Source organism: Alteromonas sp. MMG017 (genome assembly GCF_018100795.1).
GTDB lineage: Bacteria > Pseudomonadota > Gammaproteobacteria > Enterobacterales > Alteromonadaceae > Alteromonas.
On the sequence record NZ_JAGJDY010000007.1, the window covers coordinates 219637 to 241867 of the forward strand.

Below are 22231 nucleotides of genomic sequence, written 5' to 3' on the forward strand. Positions count from 1 at the left end.
CTTAATTTACGCAGGCAGATTTATTGCCCGCTTTATTCATTTATGGTGTAGGGTGACCAAGAACGCCTAAGGCTTCTTTGTCCTGTGGTGCTTCTACCTCGAGCCCCAACTTATCGATATACTGATCGCGCTTTTCCGCTTGTGAAGATGATAACTTTTCATTGGTTAACATACGTGCTGCCAGTGTGACCACTTCCAACTGCTCATCATTTAATGGCTGAGTACTGTGCAGTTGAAGCAACACCTTCATTAAACTCAATGCAATTTGTTTGTCTTTAGGCGAAATAGTAAGTGCTTGTCGCAAGTTATTGTAAGCAGGCTGCAACCGGTTCTCTTTATAGTGCACCGTAGCCATGTTCTTCAATTCTTTAGTCGTGAACTGTATCTCAGTGCGTTCAATAGACTCTTGTTTGAGATATTCATCGACGACTTGGGAAGAAAAGGTATCACCCTCAATTTGCGTTTTAAGCTTTTCTAAAATACTGATGCACTGCTCACGCATGCCTAGCTCATGAAAGGCTTTCATTTTGTCTAGGTTATCTTCCATCGATTGCCCAGTAGTATGCACTGAACTGGCGTTCATGATTTCTTCAGCCGACTTCTTTTGATTTCGAAGGCACAACATACGCGCTTTAATAACATCAATTTGATCGCCAAGTTGGGTTTGCACCCCTTTTTGCTGACTGATCTCTTCTAAATCACTTTGCGCCCGTTGTATGTATCTATCGCCTTCCCCAGCACCAAGGCTAGTGGCTAAATCGATGGTAGATCGAATTACATTTAAAGAAAGCTCAGGTGAGTCATGAATAGAATTTTTGGCAAACTTCGCCATATTTTGAACTGCAGACAACTGACCTACTTTGTCGTGGTTAAGCCTAGCCAAATCCCACAATCGTTTATTACGTTCAATATTACGAGGTGCTAACTTACTCGCTTGTTTCATTTGCTCGTAAGCCAACTCGAACTGCTCTTTTTCAATAAAGTACTGTGCTAGCAAGTCGTAGGTTAAAAACCGAGTGTCTGGACGTAGTAATAAATCTTCAACCAAGAGTTGAGCTTCTTCTAGCTCATCCTGACGCAATAACGAACGGGCTAAACCAATATGCACCCACGCATGATCCATGGTTTGCAGTAGTTCACGGTAATAATTTTCAGACGTTTCATAGTCACGCAGTTGCAGCAAACATTCGCCAATAAGGCGCCTAATTCTGGGGTGATAGTCGGATAGTGATACGTCTTTTAATTGGCGCTCTGCATAGTACATCGCAGTAGAATAGTCGCCAACCTTCATGCAATGCAGCATTTTATGAAGCTTATAGCGTATCTGGAGTAAGTAATTTAAACGAGACTCAATACTGCTAGGCTTTAATGGTTTCACCCAGAAATCGTCAGGCTGCAACTCAACAATACAATTAACCAATTCTGGCGACGTTTCAGCACTTAGAAAGATAACCGTGGTGGTGTCATTGATATGATTTAAGTGCTTAAGCTCTTCGAATAAATGAAAACCGTCTTTATCGTGACTCACATTGAATGCAAGCAGCACAAAGTCAAAACGCTTTTCTTCACACAAACGAATAGCGTGAAAGGCATTAAATGCACTCACTACATGTTTGATACCAATAGCATGCAACGCAGAGGCTACTACATCGTGCACTAAACCCTGGTTGTCGATAACCAGAACGCGCAAATCCTCTTTTGAGGTGGGGGCAGGAATTTTTTCCAACATTCAACCAATCACTTTTCTTCTTATCCCTAAGACTTACCGTAGTTACCACATCTGTTAAATGGAGGGTTTAACTATCTACGATATTATAAGCCAATAACCTACTGTTGGGGTTTAACAGTAACTGCATCACTTGGGAATTATACTTTTGACTTATAGTCTTGATACTAGCATTAGAAGCAAGGGTTTAGCCATAGGTGAATTACTTTGGTGGATCAATATTTTCATTAATACTGGTATTCAACCTAAACCACCCCGCAACTGAATGTCGTTCACGTTTTGCGGTGAGTACCTCATGTGGAAACACCTCACTCAGAAAAATGGCGATAGTGCCCTTTTCAGGTAATACCTTCACACCAATGTTATCTTGTTCATTAGCATATAATACTAACTCGCCACCATCGGTCGCTTGCCAATCATCATTCAAATAGGTCACCACCGACAACATTCGATTACTTTGGCCTTTGAAAGCATCGTAGTGACGTTTGTAAAAATTACCCGGCGCGTAACAGGCAAAGTGGCTCTCGAACGAAAATAACCCCATGAACAAATGGCGATTAATATAGAGCCTTAACGCTTCACACCATTCTAGCCACAACTGCCCTTCTGACGACGAGCCGTCTATCCAACATATCTCATCGCTTCTCACTTTTTCATGGTGTTGAAATTGTTGAGCCCGACCAATGCCCGCGCGCCGATATGCTTGCTTAGACAATGTATCTTGGCAGGCGACCAATGCATCTATAACAAACTCTGGTACGCCTAATGGCCTAATACTAAAGCCCTTTTCGTGTAAATCGCTGACGATATTAGTGAAATAATTTTCATCAAAAACATAAAGGGGTGAAGGTAAATCTAACGAGAAACGTTCCATGCTTGATTCTGGCTCTGCGCAGCAGTAGCGCGAGTAAACGGATGCGGGTTTATACGCTTAAGTGACTAGTGCAGCAAGCAATAAATGAACAGTTTACGAACAATATTAAAAGACCTAATCACCCTAGTTGTAACACATTGGTTTTAATAGGAATAAAACTTGCTTTAAAAACGTGTTCACACAAAAATTAATACCGTTAGCCCCACGGAAATAATTATGCTCAAATATGAAAAACAACCACCGGTGGTAAAGGCATGAGTCAGGATCAAACAGTCATTGAAGAAACCGAACATCATTTAGCGCTGCGTAATTTGCGCCTAGATGATTACAACGACGTAAAAGCGTTAATGGATAACGTGTATGCAAACGTTGGAGGTGCTTGGCCTTATAACAACTTTAAGGCACAAGTCACCACATTCCCAGAAGGTCAAATTTGTATTGAAGACAAAGGCAAGGTGGTGGCCTTTGCTATCTCGGTTATAGTGGATTACGACCAATTCGGTGACAAACACAGTTACGATGAAATTACTGGCGATGCTTATCTTACTACTCACGATCCAAACGGGGATGTGTTGTACGGCGTTGAAGTTATTGTCTGCCCCGACTATCGAGGGCTGAGACTAGGCCGGCGTTTGTACGAGGCACGTAAAGAGCTTTGCAGGAACTTGAACCTGAAGTCAATTATGGCTGGCGGGCGTATTCCTACTTATAAAAATTACGCAAAAGAACTGTCGCCCTATGAATACATTGAACAGGTTAAATCTAAAGACATTTACGATCCTATTCTTACTTTTCAGCTATCGAATGGTTTTGAAGTAAAACAGGTACTCAGTGCCTATTTGCCTGAGGACGAAGCTTCGAAAGGCTATGCCACGCTACTGCAATGGCACAATATTTATTATGAGCCTAATAATCCATCGCTTATCACTGGCCGTAAGTCGAGCGCCCGTATCGGTTGCATTCAATGGCAAATGCGTTACTTCAATAATGTGGAAGAACTTCTTCAGCAAGTTGAATATTTTGTGGACGCGTTGTCGGATTATTCCTGCGATGTGGCATTGTTTCCTGAATTTTTTAACGCACCGTTAATGGGGCTAAGCCCGTCTGATACTTCAATTGATGCAATATGGCACTTAGCCACCTATACCGATGAAATTCTAACTTCTATTTCGCATCTTGCCGTGTCGTACAATATCACTATTATCGCCGGCTCCATGCCTGTGGTAGAAGAAGATGAGCTATACAATGTTAGCTATATTTGTAAGCGCGATGGCACCATAGAAAGTCAATACAAACTACACCTTACTCCTCACGAAAAGAAAGATTGGATAATGAAAGGCGGTAATAGCCTTAAAGTATTTGATACAGATTTCGGCAAAATTGGGGTACTGATATGTTACGACGTAGAATTCCCTGAACTTGCAAGGTTGCTGTCTGAGCAAGAAATGCAGATTCTATTTGTTCCTTTTTGGACAGATACCAAGAACGGCTATTTACGGGTTAGACGTTGTGCCCAAGCTCGCGCTATTGAAAATGAATGTTATGTGGCTATAGCAGGCAGTGTAGGTAACTTACCTAAAGTAGACAATGTTGATATTCAATACGGTCAAACTGCAGTGTTTTCACCTAGCGACTTTGCATTCCCCCACGATGCCATTGTGTCAGAAACCACGCCAAATACGGAAATGACGCTGATCGTAGACCTAGACTTAGATAAGCTGACTAAACTTCAAAATGAAGGTTCTGTTAGGAATTATCTAGATCGTCGTCGCGATTTGTATCGTGTAGAATGGTTTGACAGCGATACGTAATCGCCATTGGTATTTATAATTAATTCAATATAATATCGATGTTATTATGCGCTAACAATGATATTTCGGTTACTGCGCCTACATCTAAGTAGGTAGCAGTTAACCCAATGCTTTAACAAGAGAAAATAGAGAACTTATGGCAAATAATTCGAATAATGATGATTTTCCAACTATTCGTTTAGATGATGAAGATCGTCGCGATTATCAAAAAAAGCGTCAGCCTACGCCAACCAAAGCGCCTTCGAATTCCTCATCGCCTACCAGCCCCTCTCCCAAAACCCCAGAAAAAAGCAGTGGTGGCGGTAATGGCCTCTGGGTATTCCTTATCGCACTTATTGCTCTTGGTGCCTGTGGCGGATGTTACTACCTGTACACATTGGTAGAACAACAAAAAGTAGTCGCTTCTCAAGCTGAAAAACGCATTCTTGAATTAGAGAAAAAGCTTTCTGCTACTGGTGAAGAAATGGGTGAGTCTACCGTTGCTTTGCAGGTTAAAGTAAATGAACTGGCCAGTAAGACCAATGATTTGTGGGAACAGATGGACAAACTCTGGGCTTCAGCGTGGCGCCGCAATCAAAAAGAAATTGCTGACTTAGGTGATAGAGTGGGTAACGTTCAAACTGCGCTTCAGGGCAACATTAAGAAGGTTGCCGATGATATGACTAGCCAGCAGAGCCAAGTTGGCTCAGTGAAAAATCAATTGGCTTCTTTGGCTGATGAAATTCTAGCCTTGAATGTTCAACTAGAACAAGTTTCTGGTGATAAACGCAGCAGCGAGCAACAAGTACGCAACTTGTCTGACAAATTATCGGTGTTAGAGCAGCGTAACAGCTCCCTTTCTGGGCGTATTACCAGCCTTGAAAATGAGTTAAGAGAGATAGCCACTAAAGTAGTTTCGCGAAGCACAACGAGTTCTACAAACTCTGCACCATCGTCTGCAGTGAGCGTATCTGAAGGCTAATCTTAGCCTCAAATTTGAATGTATTTTTAAAGGAGCCTATCGGCTCCTTTTTTTGCGCTGATGTTATTAACCATAAGTAGCATATATTCTGTACCCCTTCGATGCTATAAACATTAAATAAGTGGAAAGCCTTGTGTGTTGCTATTTTGAGGCTATTTTTTACTCAAGTAAGAACAGGCTACAACTATGATTTTTCAATCCAGTGCTAATCATATTATCGACAACAATAACGTAAACATTATTGGTTCAGGCACAAAAACTCTTATGCTTGCACATGGATTTGGTTGTGACCAAAACATGTGGAAGTACCTTACCCCCTATCTTGAGCAGAAATACAAAATCGTGCTGTTTGACTATGTGGGCTGCGGAAAATCTAATGTTAGTGCTTTTGATAAATCTCGGTATGAAGAATTAGAAGGGTATGCACAAGATGTTATCGATATTTGTGAAGCGCTTGAGTTAACTGAGGTCACGTTTATTGGCCATTCAGTAAGCGGTATTATTGGTTATCTCGCTTCAGTTATCGCCCCGCAATATTTTTCAAATTTTGTGTTGGTATGCCCCTCTCCTTGTTTCCTGAATTTACCACCAGACTATTTTGGCGGTTTCGAAAAAGAAGACTTGGAAGAGCTTATTAACTTAATGGACAAAAACTATATCGGCTGGGCGAGTTACCTTGCGCCATTAGTGATGGGCGGAGAAAACGACCCCACTTTAGTAAAAGAACTGGAAAGCAGCTTTTGTTCTACCGACCCTAAGTATGCGAAACCTTTTGCAAAGGCCACCTTCTTTTCCGATTATAGAAATATCCTTCCTACAATTTCTTTTCCCTCTCTTATTCTGCAAAGTCGCAGCGACTCATTAGCAGCAGTCGAAGTGGGGAAATATATGCATAAAAAAACACCTTTGTCATCGCTTGAAGTGATTGACGCTCACGGCCATTGTTTGCATATGACAAACCCCGTCACTATTGCAGAAAAAATAGCGCAGTTTGTCTCTTGAATGAGGAACTGCTCGACCTCTTTCCAAGTTTACTTTTAGTGTCGAATTTACGATCCGGAAGCATCGATTACTGCAATAAAGATGCCTTGGAATTTCTCGGCTCTTCACGAGAAGAGGTGGCGGGAAGCAACGTTTCCAGTATTATTTCGCGGGCGAGTTTAATTTTTTTTGAAAGCTATGTAAGACCGTCATTACTCGCGACGGGTAGATTTTCAGAACTTCAAATGACGTTAGTCACTGCGCAGCAAGAACGGTTACCTGTACTGGCAAATGTTACACTGCATGGCGAACAACTCTACTGGTCTATGCATTCAGCTAAAAGCCGCGATAAGCTTTATCAAGAGCTCATAGAAGTAAGAGACAGCTTGGAATTAAAAACCGACGAGCTCACACTACTTTCCCGACTCGACCCGCTTACAAACTTACTTAATCGTCGTGCTGCCTCGGCGGATATTCGTAAGCTACTCGATCAGGTAAATCGAAAATTCGTTCCTGTGTCTTTCTTACTCATTGATATTGATTTCTTTAAAAACATTAACGATAACCACGGTCATGATGTAGGCGACGAGGTTATTGGATTACTATCAAAAACATTAAAATCTGCCACGCGAAAAACTGATGTTGTTGCCCGCTGGGGCGGCGAAGAATTTCTGATAGTGCTATATAACTCAACCCAAGACAATGCCCGACTCTATTGTAAGTATTTGCATGAAAGGATTGCAGAGTTACGTTATTCGCGAGCAGATAGAATTACGGTGAGTATTGGCGTGACGCAAATACCCATGCCGCAACATGACACAGTTTTGCAAGTTGAAACATTAATTAAAGAAGCCGATGACGCGCTTTACCAGGCGAAAGACGACGGCCGAAATCGCACTATCTTCCACACAGACAAACACGCCAAAATCTAGGCGATAACACTCGCTAGCCCCTTATAACTGTAGGCATTAACACTAGGCATTCTACTAGGTATAAACACTAAGTATTCCACTCGGCATTACCACTAGAACGACCAATACCAATCAATCATTATAGGCTGCGCTTTCAGCATTCTCTATACGTGCTTTTGTTGATGGATGAGATTGAAACCAACTATTTTCAGCGCCCTGCTGGTCAGTTTCCAGCGATAATTTACGCATTACTTCTGCAAAGTCAGCGGGATCTCGATGCATTAATTTTAATTTTGAAATAGCAAAGTTGTCAGCCTGCCATTCATGCTTTTGCGAGTATTGATTTTGTACAACACTAGAACCTATACCCATAAAAGACTCAATTGCGCCGCTTAAATCACCGAAAAAGTAACTTATCGCCAAGGTGGCAAATAAAGACTCGGCCACCATTTGCATGGAATGGTTTTGCGCCACATGGCCTATTTCGTGTAACAATATGGCATCAAGTAATGCTTGGTTACCATCTACCAGTGTAACCAAATCATCGGTAAACACTATGGTACCGTCGGGTAACGCAAAAGCATTGGGACCAATGAGCTCGGAATCTCTGAAATGTACCCGTATATTATTCTCAAAACCGGGTTCGCTAACTTGCTCTACAACGGCGTTAAACCCCATCATTAACTGCTCACGTTGCAAATTGGGTAGCGTACTAGGCTCCAGCATAGAATAATCTAGTGCACTTAACGTATGCTGTGAAGCTAGGGTTTTAATGGAGTCAGGTATTTGGTCAGCAAATTTAACGGCCGCCCACGGCATACCTTGTACAAAAATAACGTAGAGTAAAAGTGGTACTAATAAAACACTCGCAACTAACCAAGGCTTTTTCGTTTCCATTTGAGAGATACGACTACCTGCCCCACCATCTAACCACTGATTTAACAGTGGTGATGGCGCACAAACCAGTAAACGGTCGTTAGGTAGGGTAATTTCTCGTGGCAAGTTGCCCAGTTTTGACTTCGCATTAACTTCAGATTGCTGAAACCTTAACGGTTCAGCGCTTTCACCACTGACCAAACTCGTATTAACGACAGTATAACTTTCGTCTATTCCTAGGCCGCTGTCAGAAACACACTGATCCTCGTTTTTGAAACGAATGACCAGTATATTATCTTCAATACTCGCGGTAATAGGTGTAACCGATGAACCTTCTGATTGATATAACTGCCCATCTATCATTAAGCTAGCCTAACGCGACATCAACATCGAACAACGTAGCCGCTTCTTCAGCTGTCGCGCCCACAGAACCGGTATTAATGGACGTAACGCTATCAATACCTGATAACACAGTGACCTCAGTGGCATTAGCAAAGAAATGAGCACTGCGAATTTTCGCCCAGGGAATAGCAAACCCTAAGGAAAGAACAATAGCAATAACGTTGGTGGTTCTAAGCCATATCAGCGGCATTACACCCACATTAGAACTAAACTGCGCCACGTTTGGTATTTCACTATTTTCATAAATATGATTGCGAATTAGGGCGGTATAAAAGCTGGATGAAATAGCAAAAGCAATAAGATACATGCCGATCAGAGCGAGCATCAATAAAGGTGCGCCGTTTTCTAATGTTTCAATAAGGCTACTAAAGCCAAAACCCATTAGACTAGCACCAACGATAAACACTGCCGCGACTATACCCACAGCGCCAAGTGACGCAAGATAGTAAGATCCCGTGCTCAGTTTCGTAGTAAAACTACTGTCACCGAAAGCAGATTCGTCAACTAGGTATTCGTCTACCTTCTTTAGCGCCCATGGCAACATTAAGTACAAAGTAAATAGGCTAACAATAGGCAAAACTACAAAAACCACGAACGCGCCACCAAAGCCGCCGTTAAATTTAAATCGAACATTTCGATAGCCTGTCATGCGCATACTGAAACGTTGACCTAGCACTATCATAAAGGGCGTGAGTAGCATTAAAGCCAACACCATAACTGCGCCTGCAATAGGATTTACTGCACTTAAAATAAAATAACTAGCAAATAAAAACACCGCAATAATACGGCCTTTTAAAATTTGTAATGGATTTGCTAGATAGGAAAATCGATGACCATCAATTTCAGTATTCCCATAAAAATATCGATTGGTTCTTACTTTTGCCCACGCAGAATAGATACCCAGTGTCACAATGGTGAGCAATAGGTTCACCATCCAAATAGAAAAGAATTCTGACGCTGTACCATGAAAGGAAACCTTACCTTTTCTTAAAACACTTGGGGTAGATACTGTGGAGGACGTTTCTGTGGAAGGGTTTCCTGATGATTCAAACTGAACAATTCGCTCTTCTAACTCTTGCGCCCGTTCTGGGTGCTCGATTTCGTCAATTGTAGCGCGAGCTTGCTTTAATTCTTCTAATGAATACGTTGAGTAATCAATCTGTGATGACATAAATCCCTCTTAATTTTAGTAATTTCCATATGCTTAAAGCATTACCAATGCTAAACATACGCAACATTTACTATGGGGGCAATGTTTTACAGACATAAAAAAAGCACCCTAGGGTGCTTTTTTCATTAAAAACTTAAGCTTATCGACGTAGGCCAAGACGCTTAATTAGGTCAAGATAACGCTCAGCGTTCTTGCCTTTAAGGTAGTCTAGAAGCTTACGACGCTGGCTAACCATACGTAGAAGACCGCGACGTGAGTGGTGGTCTTTCTTATGATCAGCAAAATGGCCTTGAAGCTTGTTGATGTTGTGAGTTAACAACGCAACTTGAACTTCAGGTGAACCAGTATCACCTTCTTTTACGCCATAATCAGCAATGATTGTTGCAGTTTCGTCTTTAGTTAGTGACATAACATTCTCCTAAATTATGTCCGGCCGATCACTAATTCAGCCAGACGGAATGAAGCGCGTATTATAATGACAGCGCGCGAGTTAGCAAGGGAAAGTGTAAACTTTATTGGTTGTACACAACCCGTCTTTTGGGATTCACAAAAATATCGCCATTAGAGCCAGCTTGGTCCTTGGGATCCTGAACGCCTTCGCCTACGCCTAAAAACAAACCTTGTTCGTTTTCACCAAAGTAAACTCGGTAAGGCTGGCCAACTACTAATGCTTCGCTACAGGTACCTTTGACACTTTGACCGTTATCGAAACGATGTTTTTCAGCATCATTAATGCAGACTAAAGGAAGTCTACTGACCGCGGTATCCATAGGTATCATAAAGGCATCAAGTGCAGCAAAGTCGCCCTCAGCAAGCGCTTCTTGAGTAGCAATTAGCGTATCAAGAGAGACCATTTTATCCGTTGGGTAATCGGCCACTTCAGTACGATGCAAGCGTGTGACGTAAGCGCCGCACTCAAGGATTTGACCAATATCGTCTACTAACGAGCGAATATAAGTGCCTTTGCTGCATTTAACGCGCATATCCACTTCAGGAAGCGCAATACGCGTGACTTCAAGTTCAAATATTTCTATATCTCTGGCTTCACGCTCAACCGTTATACCCTGACGAGCATAGTGATAAAGAGGCTTGCCTTGGTGTTTTAGTGCCGAAAACATGGAAGGTACCTGCTTGCTCTTCCCTAGGAATTGCAAACACGTGTTTCGTACCGTATCTTCGTCTACTGTCACCGGCTTTTCTTCAACCACTTCACCATCTGCATCAGAGGTAGTAGTACGAATACCTAAGGTTGCGGTAACTTCATAAGTTTTCTCAGCATCTAGCAAAAACTGAGAAAATTTAGTCGCTTCTCCTAAACATAGAGGTAACATTCCGCTGGCGAGAGGGTCTAACGCGCCTGTGTGGCCACCTTTTGAAGCCTTGAACAACCAGCGTACTTTCTGGAGTAGTTGGTTTGAAGAACCGCCTAATGGCTTATCTAGCAATACTATGCCGTTAATATCACGGCCTTTACGACGCCTTGCCATTTATTCCTTCTCATCTGACTCGTCGGTATCTCGTTTTGCGTCATCTGCCGCAACGGTTTGCGATACCAAGTTAGAAATGCGCATACCTTCGATAATTGATTTATCTTCAAAGAAGTGAAGGTGCGGCACAGAGCGCATGCGTAAACGCTTAGCCAAAATACTACGAATAAACGGCTGAAACTCGGCCAGCTGTTTTATTTGTCTTTTGCCTTCTTCTTCTGTGCTGTTATAGATAGTTACGAAAATTTTAGCGTGGGCTAAATCTCGTGTTACATCAACATCAGACACAGTAATCAGCGGCATATCGCCTACGCGGTGTTTGTATTCATTTTGCAGAATGCTAGCCACTTCTTTATGAACTTGCTGTGACACTCTGTCGGTACGTGAAAATTCACGAGCCATAACTTTCTCCTGTCTTTAAATCAGCGATTGTTGCCAGTCACTCTGGTTATTAAACTTCGCCTTGTAAAGCGTAGCTTATAAACAACCTCTTCTCTTTTAGAAAAGTGACAGACAAAAACGGGGGCTTGTGCCCCCGCTTTATTTATACTGATTTAGTTAGGCAATTAGATTTCGCGTTTAACTTCAACGATTTCGAAGACTTCGATTTGGTCTCCAACTTTTACGTCGTTGTAGTTCTTAACGCCGATACCACATTCCATACCGTTACGTACATCTTGTACGTCATCTTTGAAGCGACGTAGAGATTCTAGTTCACCTTCATAGATTACTACGTTTTCACGAAGTACACGGATTGGATTGCTACGCTTAACCACACCTTCTGTAACCATACAACCAGCGATAGCACCAAGCTTAGGCGATTTAAATACATCACGCACTTCAGCCAGACCAATAATTTCTTGTCTGAATTCTGGCGCAAGCATACCGCTCATTGCTGCTTTCACTTCGTCGATTAGGCTATAGATAACGCTGTAGTAACGTAAATCAATTTCTTCAGCTTCTAGTACGCGGCGTGCAGTTGCATCGGCACGAACGTTAAAGCCAAGTACGATAGCGCCAGAAGCCGCTGCCAATGTTGCGTCAGTTTCAGTGATTCCACCTACGCCGCTACCCACAATGTTAACTTTAACTTCTGCCGTTGATAGTTTAATCAACGACTCAGCAATCGCTTCTACAGAACCTTGTACATCAGCTTTAAGTACAATGTTAAGTTCGCTAACGTCGCCTGCTTCCATGTTTGCAAACATGTTTTCAAGCTTCGCTTTTTGCTGACGAGCAAGTTTAAGCTCACGCTTCTTCTGATGACGCTTAGCCGCTACTTCACGTGCTTTACGCTCATCTTTAACCACTGCTGCATCTTCACCGGCTACTGGAACACCAGATAGACCTAGTACTTCAACAGGTGTAGATGGGCCCGCTAACTTAAGCTCTTGACCATGCTCATCGCGCATTGCACGAACACGTCCGTACTCTTCGCCACATAGTAGGATATCACCGGCTTTCAGCTCACCTTCTTGTATAAGTACTGAAGCTACTGGACCACGACCTTTATCAAGACGTGATTCAATAACGATACCGCGACCTGGACCTTTAGCTACCGCTTGTAGATCTAATAACTCAGCTTGAAGGTTAATGGCTTCTAGAAGACCATCCACACCCATACCGGTTTTAGCAGAAACGTTACAGAACTGGTGCTCACCGCCCCACTCTTCTGAAATAACTTCCAGTTGAGAAAGCTCAGTTTTAACACGATCTGGATCGGCTGACTCTTTATCCATCTTGTTCACGGCAATGATTAACGGTACGCCTGCTGCACGAGCATGCTGAACCGCTTCTTTTGTTTGTGGCATTACGCCATCGTCTGCCGCAACAACCAAGATAACGATATCTGTAGCCGTTGCTCCACGAGCACGCATTGCAGTAAACGCGGCGTGTCCAGGAGTATCTAAAAAGGTAATTTCGCCATTATCAGTTTGTACTTTATAAGCACCGATATGCTGAGTAATACCACCCGCTTCACCGTCTGCCACTTTCGCGCGACGAATGTAATCAAGTAGTGATGTCTTACCGTGGTCAACGTGACCCATGATAGTAACAACAGGTGCACGTGATGTTTTATCACCGCCTGTACCATCATCAGCTAACAATTCTTCTTCAAGCGCGTTGTCGTTAACCAGTTCAAATTTATGACCCATTTCTTCAACAACAAGCACTGCTGTGTCTTGGTCAAGAACCTGGTTAATTGTCGCCATCTCACCCATTTTCATCATGGTTTTGATAACTTCGTTCGACTTAATCGCTAACTTGCTAGCAAGTTCGCCAACAGTGATAGTTTCACCTAACTTAACGATACGCTCTACTGGTTGAGCTGGCTTGTTGAAGCCTTGCTTCAAGTGCTCACCCGCATTACGCTTAGATTTTCTGCGACGACGTGAAGAACGCTCAACTTGGGCGTCTTGTTCGTCTTCAGCTTCTTGAGCATAACGGTTTGAATGTAAGTGAACTTCTTCAGCTTCTGCTTTCTTACGTGCTTCAGCTTCTTCTTTCCAACGTCGCTCGTTTTCTTCTGCTAATTTACGTGCTTCATCAGCCGCTTTCTTAGCATCTTCTTCAAGCTTCTTCTGCGCTTCTTCTTCTTGCGCTTTACGAAGACGTTCTTCTTCCTGACGAGCAGCTTCTTGAGCAGCTTTTTCTTCAGCCGACATTTCAGGCTCGTCTTTTTTGCGTGCTTCAGCGTCTTTCTTAGCTTGCTCAACGCGACGTGCACGTTCTTCTTCAGCAGCTTTTCTTGACTCTTCCGCTTTACGCGCTTTTTCTTCAGCAGCTTGTTTTGCTTCAGCAGCAGCTTTTTCTTCTGCTTCACGCTTCAAACGTGCTTCTTCAGCTAACTTCGCTTCTTCTTCCGCTAGGCGTTGTTGCTCTTCAGCATCAGTACGCTTAACGTATGTACGCTTCTTACGTACTTCAACTTTTACTTCTTTAGACTTGCCTACGCTAATAGTACTGGTTGTCTTGCGTTTAAGTGTCATGCGCTGTGGTTCGGACGCGCTGCCGTGTTGCTTACTTAAATGATCCAACAGTTTCTTTTTCTCTTCTTCAGTAACCTGAGCGCCGGCATTCTTTGTAATACCCGCGTCTTTAAACTGGCCAACCAATCGGTCAACGGTCGTACCAATGTCGCTGGCGAGCTTTTCAATAGATACATCTGCCATTACGTATTATTCCCCCTGTTGACCTTTACTCTTCATTGAACCAAACGATATTACGTGCTGCCATAATCAGCGCACCCGCAGTTGCTTCGTCTAGTTCATCAATATCACTAATTTCATCTGTGCCCTGCTCGGCCAGTTCTTCAAGGTCGGTAATGCCGCGGCTGGCCAACACATAGGCCACGTGCTTACTCATTCCTTCAAGGCCTAGTAAGGCTTCGGTAGGCTCTGCGCCTTCAAGCGATTCTTCGTTTGCTAATGCACGGGTCGTAAGGAATGCACGTGCACGATTACGCAATTCTTCAACGGTATCTTCATCAAGTCCGTCAATGGCAAGAAGCTCGCTTGCTGGCACGTATGCCACTTCTTCCAATGTGGTGAAACCTTCATCAACCAACATAGCAGCAAACTCTTCGTCTACATCTAAGCCAGCGGTAAAGATGTTCAACACTTTCGCGTTTTCTTCTTCATGTTTCTTGTTCAGATCTTCTACTGTCATCACGTTCAATTCCCAACCAGTTAACTGGCTAGCAAGGCGAACGTTTTGACCGCTACGACCGATTGCCTGAGCAAGGTTGTCAGCTTCTACGGCTACATCCATCATGTGACTGTCTTCGTCCACAACAATAGAGGCAACTTCTGCAGGGGCCATGGCGTTAATAACAAACTGTGCAGAGTTTTCATCCCACAATACGATATCAACACGCTCACCACCCAATTCGCCCGATACTGCTTGTACGCGTGAACCACGCATACCAACACACGCACCAACTGGATCTAAGCGTTTGTCGTTAGTTTTAACGGCAATTTTTGCACGGGAACCCGGATCACGGGCCGCCGCTTTAATTTCTAGTGTTTCTTCAGCAATTTCTGGTACTTCAAGTCTGAATAGCTCTACAAGCATGTCAGGGTGAGTACGGCTGATAAACAATTGAGCGCCACGTGCTTCAGGGCGAATTACATAAAGTAAGCCGCGAACACGGTCGCCTGGTCTGAACGTTTCACGAGGAAGCATATCGTCACGGTAGATAACACCCTCGGCGTTATTACCTAAATCGATGATAATGTTGTCGCGGTTTACTTTCTTAACCGTACCGGTTACCAACTCGCCGACTTTATCTTCGTATTCTGCAATCATTTGCGCGCGTTCAGCTTCACGTACTTTTTGTACGATAACTTGTTTCGCGGTCTGCGTAGTTATGCGGTCAAATTTGATAGATTCAATCTGATCTTCCACATAATCGCCTAATTGAAGCTCAGGCTCTTCTACTTGTGCAGCAGAAAGGGTGATTTCTGCAAACGGGTTCTCTTGTTCCTGATCATCAGGAATAATTAACCAACGACGGAATGTGTCGAAGTCGCCAGAGGTTCTGTCGATACTTACTCGTACTTCAATATCGCCTTCATTTTTCTTTTTGGTGGCACTGGCTATTGCAAATTCCAGCGCTTCAAAAATCTTCTCTCTAGGCACTTGTTTTTCATTTGAAACGGCTTCCGCCACTAACAAAATTTCTTTATTCATTTTAGCCTCACTCAAGCTTTCGTCGATGAAAGCATTGCTGTTCCGTTATTCGAATGTGGGAACAACGTTACCTTTTTCGATATTCGCCACAGCTAACTGGAACTGCTGGCCATCCACTTCAATACTGACTACGCCATTGTCGCAAGCCAATACTTTGCCTTTAAAGTTACGTCTGTCGTCCATCGGCATAGATAAACGAACCTGAACTACTTCACCTACTGAATCAACATAATGCTTCTCTTTGAAAAGCGGTCTATCCATACCTGGTGAAGATACTTCTAGGTTGTACTCTGTGCTAATTGGATCTTCAACATCCAATATCGCACTCACTTGATGACTTACATCTGCACAATTATCTACGGAGATACCGTTTTCATGATCAATAAAAACGCGAAGAATTGAATGTTTCCCCGCTCGTACAAATTCGATCCCAACCAATTCAAACCCCAAAGCTTCTACGCCTGGGTTAAGCATTTCGGTTAGTTTCTCTTCAAGTTTTGCCAATGCAAACCTCCAAAAACGAAAAAAGGGCCTTAAGCCCACCTGTCATCACCTAGCTCAGCTAGGCTGACTCCAGGGTCTAATACAACAAAAAGCCCCGGACTAGCGGGGCTTTTATTAAAATTCTGAACCCATATCTGTCGAAAAGACAAATGCAAACACATGGGTAAAAAACACCGGTAGGTGATAGTTTGCTGAGAATGGAAGCGTTACTTTCCTGAACACTGAGGGAGCCCGCTACCATCACTTAATGAGCGCATTATACTGATTGGCGCCACATTAAGCAACAGCACTCGACTATTAGTTGTTAGCCCATGCTTTATAGCACAGGCTCTATTAGTCTTTGACTAGTCTTCGTCTTTCCACTTTTCTTTTATTTCTAATATCTGAGGTAATTTTGCCATCAACAAATCAATTAGCGCCGGATCGAAATGCTTGCCCTTCTGACTTTCCATAAAGGCTAATGTTTTGTCTACGCTCCACGGCTCTTTGTAAGGCCGTTTGCTGGTAAGCGCATCGAATACATCTGCTACAGCACAAATTCTCCCCTCAATAGGAATATCTTCTCCCGCTAGCCCGTTGGGGTATCCAGTGCCATCCCATTTTTCATGGTGGGTAAGTGACACCGACTTTGCAATCACTAACAGCGCAGAATCGCATTCACCTAAAATTTCTGCACCAATTTCAGGGTGAGTTTTCATAATTGCAAACTCTTCGTCTGTCAGTTTACCTGGCTTCAACATGATGCTATCAGAAATGCCGATTTTACCAATATCGTGCATAGGCGCTGCGTGGAGCAATATTTCAGCTTGTTCATCGCTAAACCCGTATGCTAGCGCCAACTCTTTTGAGTAATGACTCATACGCAATACGTGCATGCCAGTTTCGTTATCTTTGTACTCGGCTGCGCGCCCTAAGCGCTGAACCACTTGCAATCGAGTACGCATTAGTTCATCAGACTGCACTAACGACAAGTGGGTTTTTACTCTGGCTTTTACCACCGGTGGTGAGATGGGTTTAGTAATATAATCTACTGCACCAGCCTCGAAACCTTCTGCTTCATCATGCTCATCATTTAATGCGGTAACGAATATAACAGGAATGTGGCGTGTATCTTCTCGGCCTTTTAATATTCTGCAGACTTCGAAGCCGGTCAGCCCAGGCATCATGATATCTAGCAAAATAAGCTGGGGTTGACGTTCCGTCGTTATTCTTATGGCCTCTTCACCATTTTTAGCAAAAATGAGTTGGTAGTCCACAGCTAACAACTGCTTCAAGACTCTTAAATTTACTGGCTCGTCGTCAACGAGTAATAAAGTAGGCTTCTCAATTTGTCTTAACATTATTGCGTTTCAATCTCTCTGGCCAAAGTATCAATAAGCTCAACGAGCTGCGCTTCGGCACGATCGAACTCAAAATCATCAACATCCATGATAATGGAGGCTATGACTTCTTTGTATTCGCCGCTAGCAAGCGTCTTTACTTCTTGTAATTCATTTTCATCAAGCATGTTCTGCTCAACACTGCGTTTCAATTTAGTGAGGTGTGCTAACAACACAGCATAGTCGACGTTTTGCTTAACCTGCACCGCTTCTGCCTCAGTGGTGCCTTGCAACCACGTAATCACTTCATTAAATGACTTTTTAAGTAGCTGTACTGAGGAAATATCTAATTCGCCAGCATGTGCATTTTTCTCAATATCTCGGCAAACTGACATCAGAGGGTTTAAACATAGGTTTCCAGCAACGCCTTTAATCCCGTGAGCCAGTGATGCTGTTTTTGCTGCGTCGTTATCTAGAATTGCTGTGGTTATCTGCGCTATTTTACTTTCGTTTTCACGGGTAAATCGCGCCACTTCATTGTGGTGAGTTTGCGCATCGCCCCAAAGCATAATTGCCCGATTAACGTCTACCACTTTACTTGATTTTAGTTGCTCTGCTTTGTCATCATTAACGATGAGTGTTGCTGACTCATCAATTTCCTTGCCCAGCACTCGCGCCATTTCTCGGGTAAGCACCGGGTAATCAATAGGCTTATTGGCAAATCCGTCCATACCCGCATCAGTTGCGGCATGTCTATCCTGAACTAGTACACTGGCGGTTAATGCAATAATTGGCAGTGGCGGTAAATTATTAAGCGCTTCGTATTTTCGTCTTTGCACAGATGCTTCAAGGCCATCTAACACCGGCATTTGTAAATCCATCAATACCAACTCAATACCAGGCAACTTCATTTTTTCTAGCGCTTCTTTTCCATCTCGCGCCACTTCAACGGTATGCCCTGAACGCACCAGTAATAAAGATAGCAAATCTATATTTTGAGCTATATCGTCAACAATAAGAATATGCATTGAAGGCAACTGAACCGGCTTACCTTCTTCCACTGCCCTAGGCGCTATAGCTGGCACCAATGGCAGCCGGAAGGTAAACGTACTGCCTTTACCAAGTTCACTTTGCGCACATATGTTTCCGCCCATTAACTCAACAAGCTGTTTCGATATGGTTGTACCTAACCCTGTTCCGCCATACTTTCTGCTCATTGATGCATCAGCTTGAGCGAAAGCATCGAATACTCGATTAACCTGTTCGCTATTCATGCCAATACCCGAATCCTTTACTTTAAAATAAACAAATGAGCCATCGCTGGAGACTTGTAACACGACACTTCCATCGCCGGTGAACTTGACCGCATTACCAATTAAGTTATTAAGTACTTGCCTGATACGTTCTGGAACCCCATTGTAAGCCTCGCGGACTTCGCTGCCCACTTGTACTTCTAAGGTAATTTTTTTGCGTTTAGCCTCTAACCAAAATGTTGAGACAACCGTATCAACTTCATCACGAATGATGAAGTCGCGATAATCTAAATCGAGTTTGCCTTTATCTAACTTAGCGCTATCAAGAATATCGTTTAATAGATGCAGCAGTGAACGTGCTGAACGATTCACCGTGGTAAGGTGCCCATGCTGTTCTGGCGGCATTTTTTCCGCAAGCATTAAATCACTGAACCCAATAATGGCATTCATTGGTGTTCTTATTTCATGGCTCATATTGGCAAGGAAGTTGGTGCGAGCTGCTGCAGCTTGCTCGGCTATATTTTTTGCCGTCTTAAGCTCCTCTTCCATTTCCCGGCGCGCCGTTATATCTGAAATAAAGCCGTCTAAATAGGCAATATCACCATTTTCATCGAAAATATGAACACCATGTTCTGTAACCCATCGGACATCACCAGACTTGGTAATAATCCGATACTCAATACTGAACATTTTATTATCAGCTACTTCATCTGTTATTCGCTGTACATCATCGGGGTGGCATAGCGAACCAAAAGTAACTTTAGGGTTTGGCAGAATAAAGTCATCTGCGGGATACCCGGTAATTTCGCAGACTGCGTCACTAATAAATACCATGGGCCAATCTGGTTCATTCAAACATCGGTAGGCCATACCTGGGATATTAGAAATAAAGCTTCTAAACTTGGCCTCGCTTTCGCGAAGCGCATCTTCTATAGCCTTGCGTTTTCTTAAATCTGAGAAAAAACCAACAAAGAGTGCTTTTCCATCTAACTTGGTATACCCAATGCCTAGTTGAACTGGAATAAACTCACCGCCCTTGGCAACGATGGTTACCTCACGGCTGGTACCAATTATTTGTTCCGTTGGCACTACCCGTTGTTGTAAAAAATCTTGGCCGTACATGGATTTTTTATCGGCCGGTGCCAGTATTGTACCTGGTTGACCAATAAGCTCTTCTGGTAAATACCCTGTTACGGCAGTGACAGCGGGATTAGCGGTTCGGATAATGCCTGTACTATCAACTGTTATAATGGCATCTACTGCTGTATCGGTAATGGCGCGCTGAACCTTCTCACTTTCTATAGCCCGGGAACTCACGTCTTTGTATTTGAACAACAGACTAATACCCAACACGATAGCTATAAGCGTGACCGTTACCATTGCAATAGATAACGCAAGGTAAACAGATATTTCAGATGGTTGGGAGGTAAACTCCATGCCAGGCGGCATAACAAATCTAGCCGCAAACATTCCTGTGTAATGCATACCGGCAATGGCAAGCCCCATAACTAAACTTGCTACAAAGGCGTCCCTACCCATTTTCGACTGTTTGCCACTCACAGCGCTAAGACCAAACTTTATCCAAAGGGCCAGCATCGCTAAGCACACAGCGACAATAATGGAGAGTATAAATAATGCGGGGTTATAACGAAGTAATGGCGACATTTCCATAGCCGCCATGCCACTGTAATGCATGGTTCCAATGCCTGATCCCACTAACACGCCGCCAACTAATATTTCGGTAAATGAAATTGTAGGCTTTGTCATAAGGTAGAGCGCAACCCATGCCGCCGCTATCCCAGGTACCGATGACGCCAACGTTATGCCGACATCGTATGAAACAGCAGTACAAAGCTCAAACGCAAGCATTCCTAAAAAATGCATGGCCCAAATTCCACCGCCCATGGCAACACTACCGGCAGTGAGCAACGAATACTTTCTAAGTTTATTGGTGGAAACAGACGCCTGACTGGCTACGTTAAATGCCATAAATGACGCAAAAATGGCAATCGTTAATGACAGTGCTACCAAGCCAAAATCATAACTTCCGTCAAGCAAGGTGACCTCTTGCCCTATCGTAAAATATTCTTGAATCATACTACCCAACAGCGCGCATTTCGAAGCGAAGGAAATTTAAGAGTTATTAAATATGCCAACGGTATATTTATTCTTTTTCTAATATTAAGATTACTTTTACCATTTTACGATCGTTTATTAAACACGTTCTGTGAATTAATTTGCCCGCGCGTATGGCCTCAATCTTTTTCTGATGTCGCGTTTTAGCTTATCAGCGTGAATTGTCACTATCGACATCGCAGAGGTTTAATTGAAACATGGAGGATGTACTTAATGATTAAAAATAGAAGAGCAACAGAAAATGCGTTTAAAAGGGTGTAGCGTTTAATAAATAACGACATGCACTTATATTTCAGACACAAAAAACCCCGGCAAAAGCCAGGGTTATAATGTGGTTGCGGGAGCAGGATTTGAACCTACGACCTTCGGGTTATGAGCCCGACGAGCTACCAGACTGCTCCATCCCGCGTCTGTACATTTTACTGCTTGCCTCTAAACTTAGACAACTCAGTATTTAAATCGTTTAATTTTCTGTGGTTGCGGGAGCAGGATTTGAACCTACGACCTTCGGGTTATGAGCCCGACGAGCTACCAGACTGCTCCATCCCGCGCCAGAAAATAACGTTGTTGGCTTGAGGTGTTTGATGTCTCCCTTCAACGTGGGGCGTATTATACATACGCACTTTTGTAACACAAGGACTTATTACTTAATTATTTCACTTTTCTGACTGCATGCTTCTTTTTTAATCGCAACGTACAATCATCAAACAATTTACGTTTAAAACTTATACTTTTACGGTTTAAAGCTTTCCATTTTTGTTGCCAATTTAAAATCTAATTCACTCAAACCACCCACATCATGGGTTGTTAATTTTACTTCTACACGGTTATAAACATTAAACCATTCCGGATGATGCTTTAATTTTTCTGCCCAAATCGCAATTTGCGACATCCAACCAAATGCACGAATAAAACTTTTAAAGGTAAATGTCTTTTCAATAGCATTATCGCCTAACGCCCAGCGGTCGTTGTCTTCTAAACCTGCATTTAGGGTATCGAGATTTTCTAGAATTTCTTCATTAGTTAGTCGCGTACTCATATAAGCCTCCTTCGCATGAAGTAAGCAATGTAAACAATACGCATCATGATTTCAGCTTTTTAGGTAAGAAAGCCTAGGAGAAGGCATA

17 protein-coding genes and 2 tRNA genes are annotated in these 22231 nt (G+C 43.0%); 4 read left to right on the plus strand and 15 right to left on the minus strand.

The features are described 5' to 3' along the window. Positions 1-40 precede the first annotated feature (40 nt). Both J8L84_RS12880 and J8L84_RS12885 read right to left on the minus strand, forming a co-directional pair. Positions 41-1729, minus strand: coding sequence for a response regulator (locus tag J8L84_RS12880; RefSeq protein ID WP_211071045.1), 1689 nt, complete (start codon positions 1727-1729; stop codon positions 41-43). Positions 1730-1928: 199 nt separating this feature from the next. After that, entirely contained in the window at positions 1929-2600 is a 672-nt protein-coding gene (locus J8L84_RS12885; protein WP_211071046.1) for a 2OG-Fe(II) oxygenase, read from the minus strand. A 254-nt stretch (positions 2601-2854) separates the two neighbouring features. On the opposite strand from J8L84_RS12885, the gene J8L84_RS12890 reads away from it, so the two are divergent. The 4 genes from J8L84_RS12890 (at position 2855) to J8L84_RS12905 (ending at position 7285) form a co-directional block, all read left to right on the plus strand. After that, positions 2855-4411 (plus strand): bifunctional GNAT family N-acetyltransferase/carbon-nitrogen hydrolase family protein, encoded by a 1557-nt coding sequence (locus tag J8L84_RS12890; RefSeq protein ID WP_057791465.1) that lies wholly within the window; start codon positions 2855-2857, stop codon positions 4409-4411. Positions 4412-4547: 136 nt separating this feature from the next. Beyond that, positions 4548-5372 carry a hypothetical protein gene (locus tag J8L84_RS12895; protein ID WP_211071047.1) on the plus strand — a complete coding sequence of 275 codons (825 nt, stop codon included), beginning with the start codon at positions 4548-4550 and terminating at the stop codon, positions 5370-5372. A gap of 186 nt (positions 5373-5558) precedes the next feature. Next, the gene (locus J8L84_RS12900; protein ID WP_211071048.1) at positions 5559-6374 is read left to right on the plus strand and encodes an alpha/beta hydrolase; all 816 of its coding nucleotides are present in this window, start codon (positions 5559-5561) and stop codon (positions 6372-6374) included. Positions 6375-6412: 38 nt separating this feature from the next. Beyond that, complete coding sequence (locus J8L84_RS12905) at positions 6413-7285, plus strand: GGDEF domain-containing protein (protein WP_211071049.1); 873 nt, start codon at positions 6413-6415, stop codon at positions 7283-7285. 111 nt (positions 7286-7396) lie between these two features. Here J8L84_RS12905 and J8L84_RS12910 read toward each other — a convergent pair whose 3' ends face one another. The 13 genes from J8L84_RS12910 to J8L84_RS12970 form a co-directional block, all read right to left on the minus strand. Next, positions 7397-8503 (minus strand): M48 family metallopeptidase, encoded by a 1107-nt coding sequence (locus J8L84_RS12910; RefSeq protein ID WP_211071050.1) that lies wholly within the window; start codon positions 8501-8503, stop codon positions 7397-7399. Positions 8504-8507: 4 nt separating this feature from the next. Next, a complete protein-coding gene (locus tag J8L84_RS12915) occupies positions 8508-9713 on the minus strand; it encodes a YjgN family protein (RefSeq protein ID WP_211071051.1) in 1206 nt (401 codons plus the stop codon). 139 nt (positions 9714-9852) lie between these two features. Beyond that, positions 9853-10122 carry a 30S ribosomal protein S15 gene (gene rpsO / locus J8L84_RS12920; RefSeq protein WP_013783816.1) on the minus strand — a complete coding sequence of 90 codons (270 nt, stop codon included), beginning with the start codon at positions 10120-10122 and terminating at the stop codon, positions 9853-9855. Between the two features lie 103 nt (positions 10123-10225). Then, on the minus strand, positions 10226-11200 hold the full coding sequence (gene truB / locus J8L84_RS12925; RefSeq protein ID WP_211071052.1) for a tRNA pseudouridine(55) synthase TruB: 975 nt from the start codon (positions 11198-11200) through the stop codon (positions 10226-10228). Further along, positions 11201-11602, minus strand: a complete 402-nt coding sequence (gene rbfA / locus J8L84_RS12930) for a 30S ribosome-binding factor RbfA (RefSeq protein ID WP_211071053.1) — start codon at positions 11600-11602, stop codon at positions 11201-11203. Positions 11603-11766: 164 nt separating this feature from the next. Next, the gene (gene infB, locus J8L84_RS12935) at positions 11767-14373 is read right to left on the minus strand and encodes a translation initiation factor IF-2 (RefSeq protein ID WP_211071054.1); all 2607 of its coding nucleotides are present in this window, start codon (positions 14371-14373) and stop codon (positions 11767-11769) included. A gap of 25 nt (positions 14374-14398) precedes the next feature. Beyond that, positions 14399-15892: a transcription termination factor NusA gene (nusA, locus tag J8L84_RS12940; protein ID WP_013783812.1), complete on the minus strand. Its 1494-nt coding sequence runs from the start codon at positions 15890-15892 to the stop codon at positions 14399-14401. A 45-nt stretch (positions 15893-15937) separates the two neighbouring features. Beyond that, the gene (rimP, locus tag J8L84_RS12945; protein WP_013783811.1) at positions 15938-16396 is read right to left on the minus strand and encodes a ribosome maturation factor RimP; all 459 of its coding nucleotides are present in this window, start codon (positions 16394-16396) and stop codon (positions 15938-15940) included. Between the two features lie 344 nt (positions 16397-16740). Further along, a complete protein-coding gene (locus tag J8L84_RS12950) occupies positions 16741-17736 on the minus strand; it encodes a two-component system response regulator (protein ID WP_211071055.1) in 996 nt (331 codons plus the stop codon). Further along, positions 17736-21065, minus strand: a complete 3330-nt coding sequence (locus J8L84_RS12955) for an MHYT domain-containing protein (RefSeq protein ID WP_211071056.1) — start codon at positions 21063-21065, stop codon at positions 17736-17738. The genes J8L84_RS12950 and J8L84_RS12955 overlap by 1 nt, the downstream gene beginning before the upstream one ends. Before the next feature lie 371 nt (positions 21066-21436). After that, positions 21437-21513, minus strand: a tRNA-Met gene (locus J8L84_RS12960). 65 nt (positions 21514-21578) lie between these two features. After that, positions 21579-21655, minus strand: a tRNA-Met gene (locus tag J8L84_RS12965). Positions 21656-21837: 182 nt separating this feature from the next. Then, a complete protein-coding gene (locus J8L84_RS12970) occupies positions 21838-22143 on the minus strand; it encodes a 4a-hydroxytetrahydrobiopterin dehydratase (RefSeq protein ID WP_211071057.1) in 306 nt (101 codons plus the stop codon). Positions 22144-22231: the final 88 nt, after the last annotated feature.

Bases quoted from the DNA above. Each gene is read 5' to 3' on its own strand.
- J8L84_RS12880 (WP_211071045.1), bottom strand. From the start codon at position 1,729: ATGTTGGAAAAAATTCCTGCCCCCACCTCAAAAGAGGATTTGCGCGTT.
- J8L84_RS12885 (WP_211071046.1), bottom strand. From the start codon at position 2,600: ATGGAACGTTTCTCGTTAGATTTACCTTCACCCCTTTATGTTTTTGAT.
- J8L84_RS12890 (WP_057791465.1), top strand. From the start codon at position 2,855: ATGAGTCAGGATCAAACAGTCATTGAAGAAACCGAACATCATTTAGCG.
- J8L84_RS12895 (WP_211071047.1), top strand. From the start codon at position 4,548: ATGGCAAATAATTCGAATAATGATGATTTTCCAACTATTCGTTTAGAT.
- J8L84_RS12900 (WP_211071048.1), top strand. From the start codon at position 5,559: ATGATTTTTCAATCCAGTGCTAATCATATTATCGACAACAATAACGTA.
- J8L84_RS12910 (WP_211071050.1), bottom strand. From the start codon at position 8,503: ATGATAGATGGGCAGTTATATCAATCAGAAGGTTCATCGGTTACACCT.
- J8L84_RS12915 (WP_211071051.1), bottom strand. From the start codon at position 9,713: ATGTCATCACAGATTGATTACTCAACGTATTCATTAGAAGAATTAAAG.
- rpsO (WP_013783816.1), bottom strand. From the start codon at position 10,122: ATGTCACTAACTAAAGACGAAACTGCAACAATCATTGCTGATTATGGC.
- truB (WP_211071052.1), bottom strand. From the start codon at position 11,200: ATGGCAAGGCGTCGTAAAGGCCGTGATATTAACGGCATAGTATTGCTA.
- rbfA (WP_211071053.1), bottom strand. From the start codon at position 11,602: ATGGCTCGTGAATTTTCACGTACCGACAGAGTGTCACAGCAAGTTCAT.
- infB (WP_211071054.1), bottom strand. From the start codon at position 14,373: ATGGCAGATGTATCTATTGAAAAGCTCGCCAGCGACATTGGTACGACC.
- nusA (WP_013783812.1), bottom strand. From the start codon at position 15,892: ATGAATAAAGAAATTTTGTTAGTGGCGGAAGCCGTTTCAAATGAAAAA.
- J8L84_RS12950 (WP_211071055.1), bottom strand. From the start codon at position 17,736: ATGTTAAGACAAATTGAGAAGCCTACTTTATTACTCGTTGACGACGAG.
- J8L84_RS12955 (WP_211071056.1), bottom strand. From the start codon at position 21,065: ATGATTCAAGAATATTTTACGATAGGGCAAGAGGTCACCTTGCTTGAC.
- J8L84_RS12970 (WP_211071057.1), bottom strand. From the start codon at position 22,143: ATGAGTACGCGACTAACTAATGAAGAAATTCTAGAAAATCTCGATACC.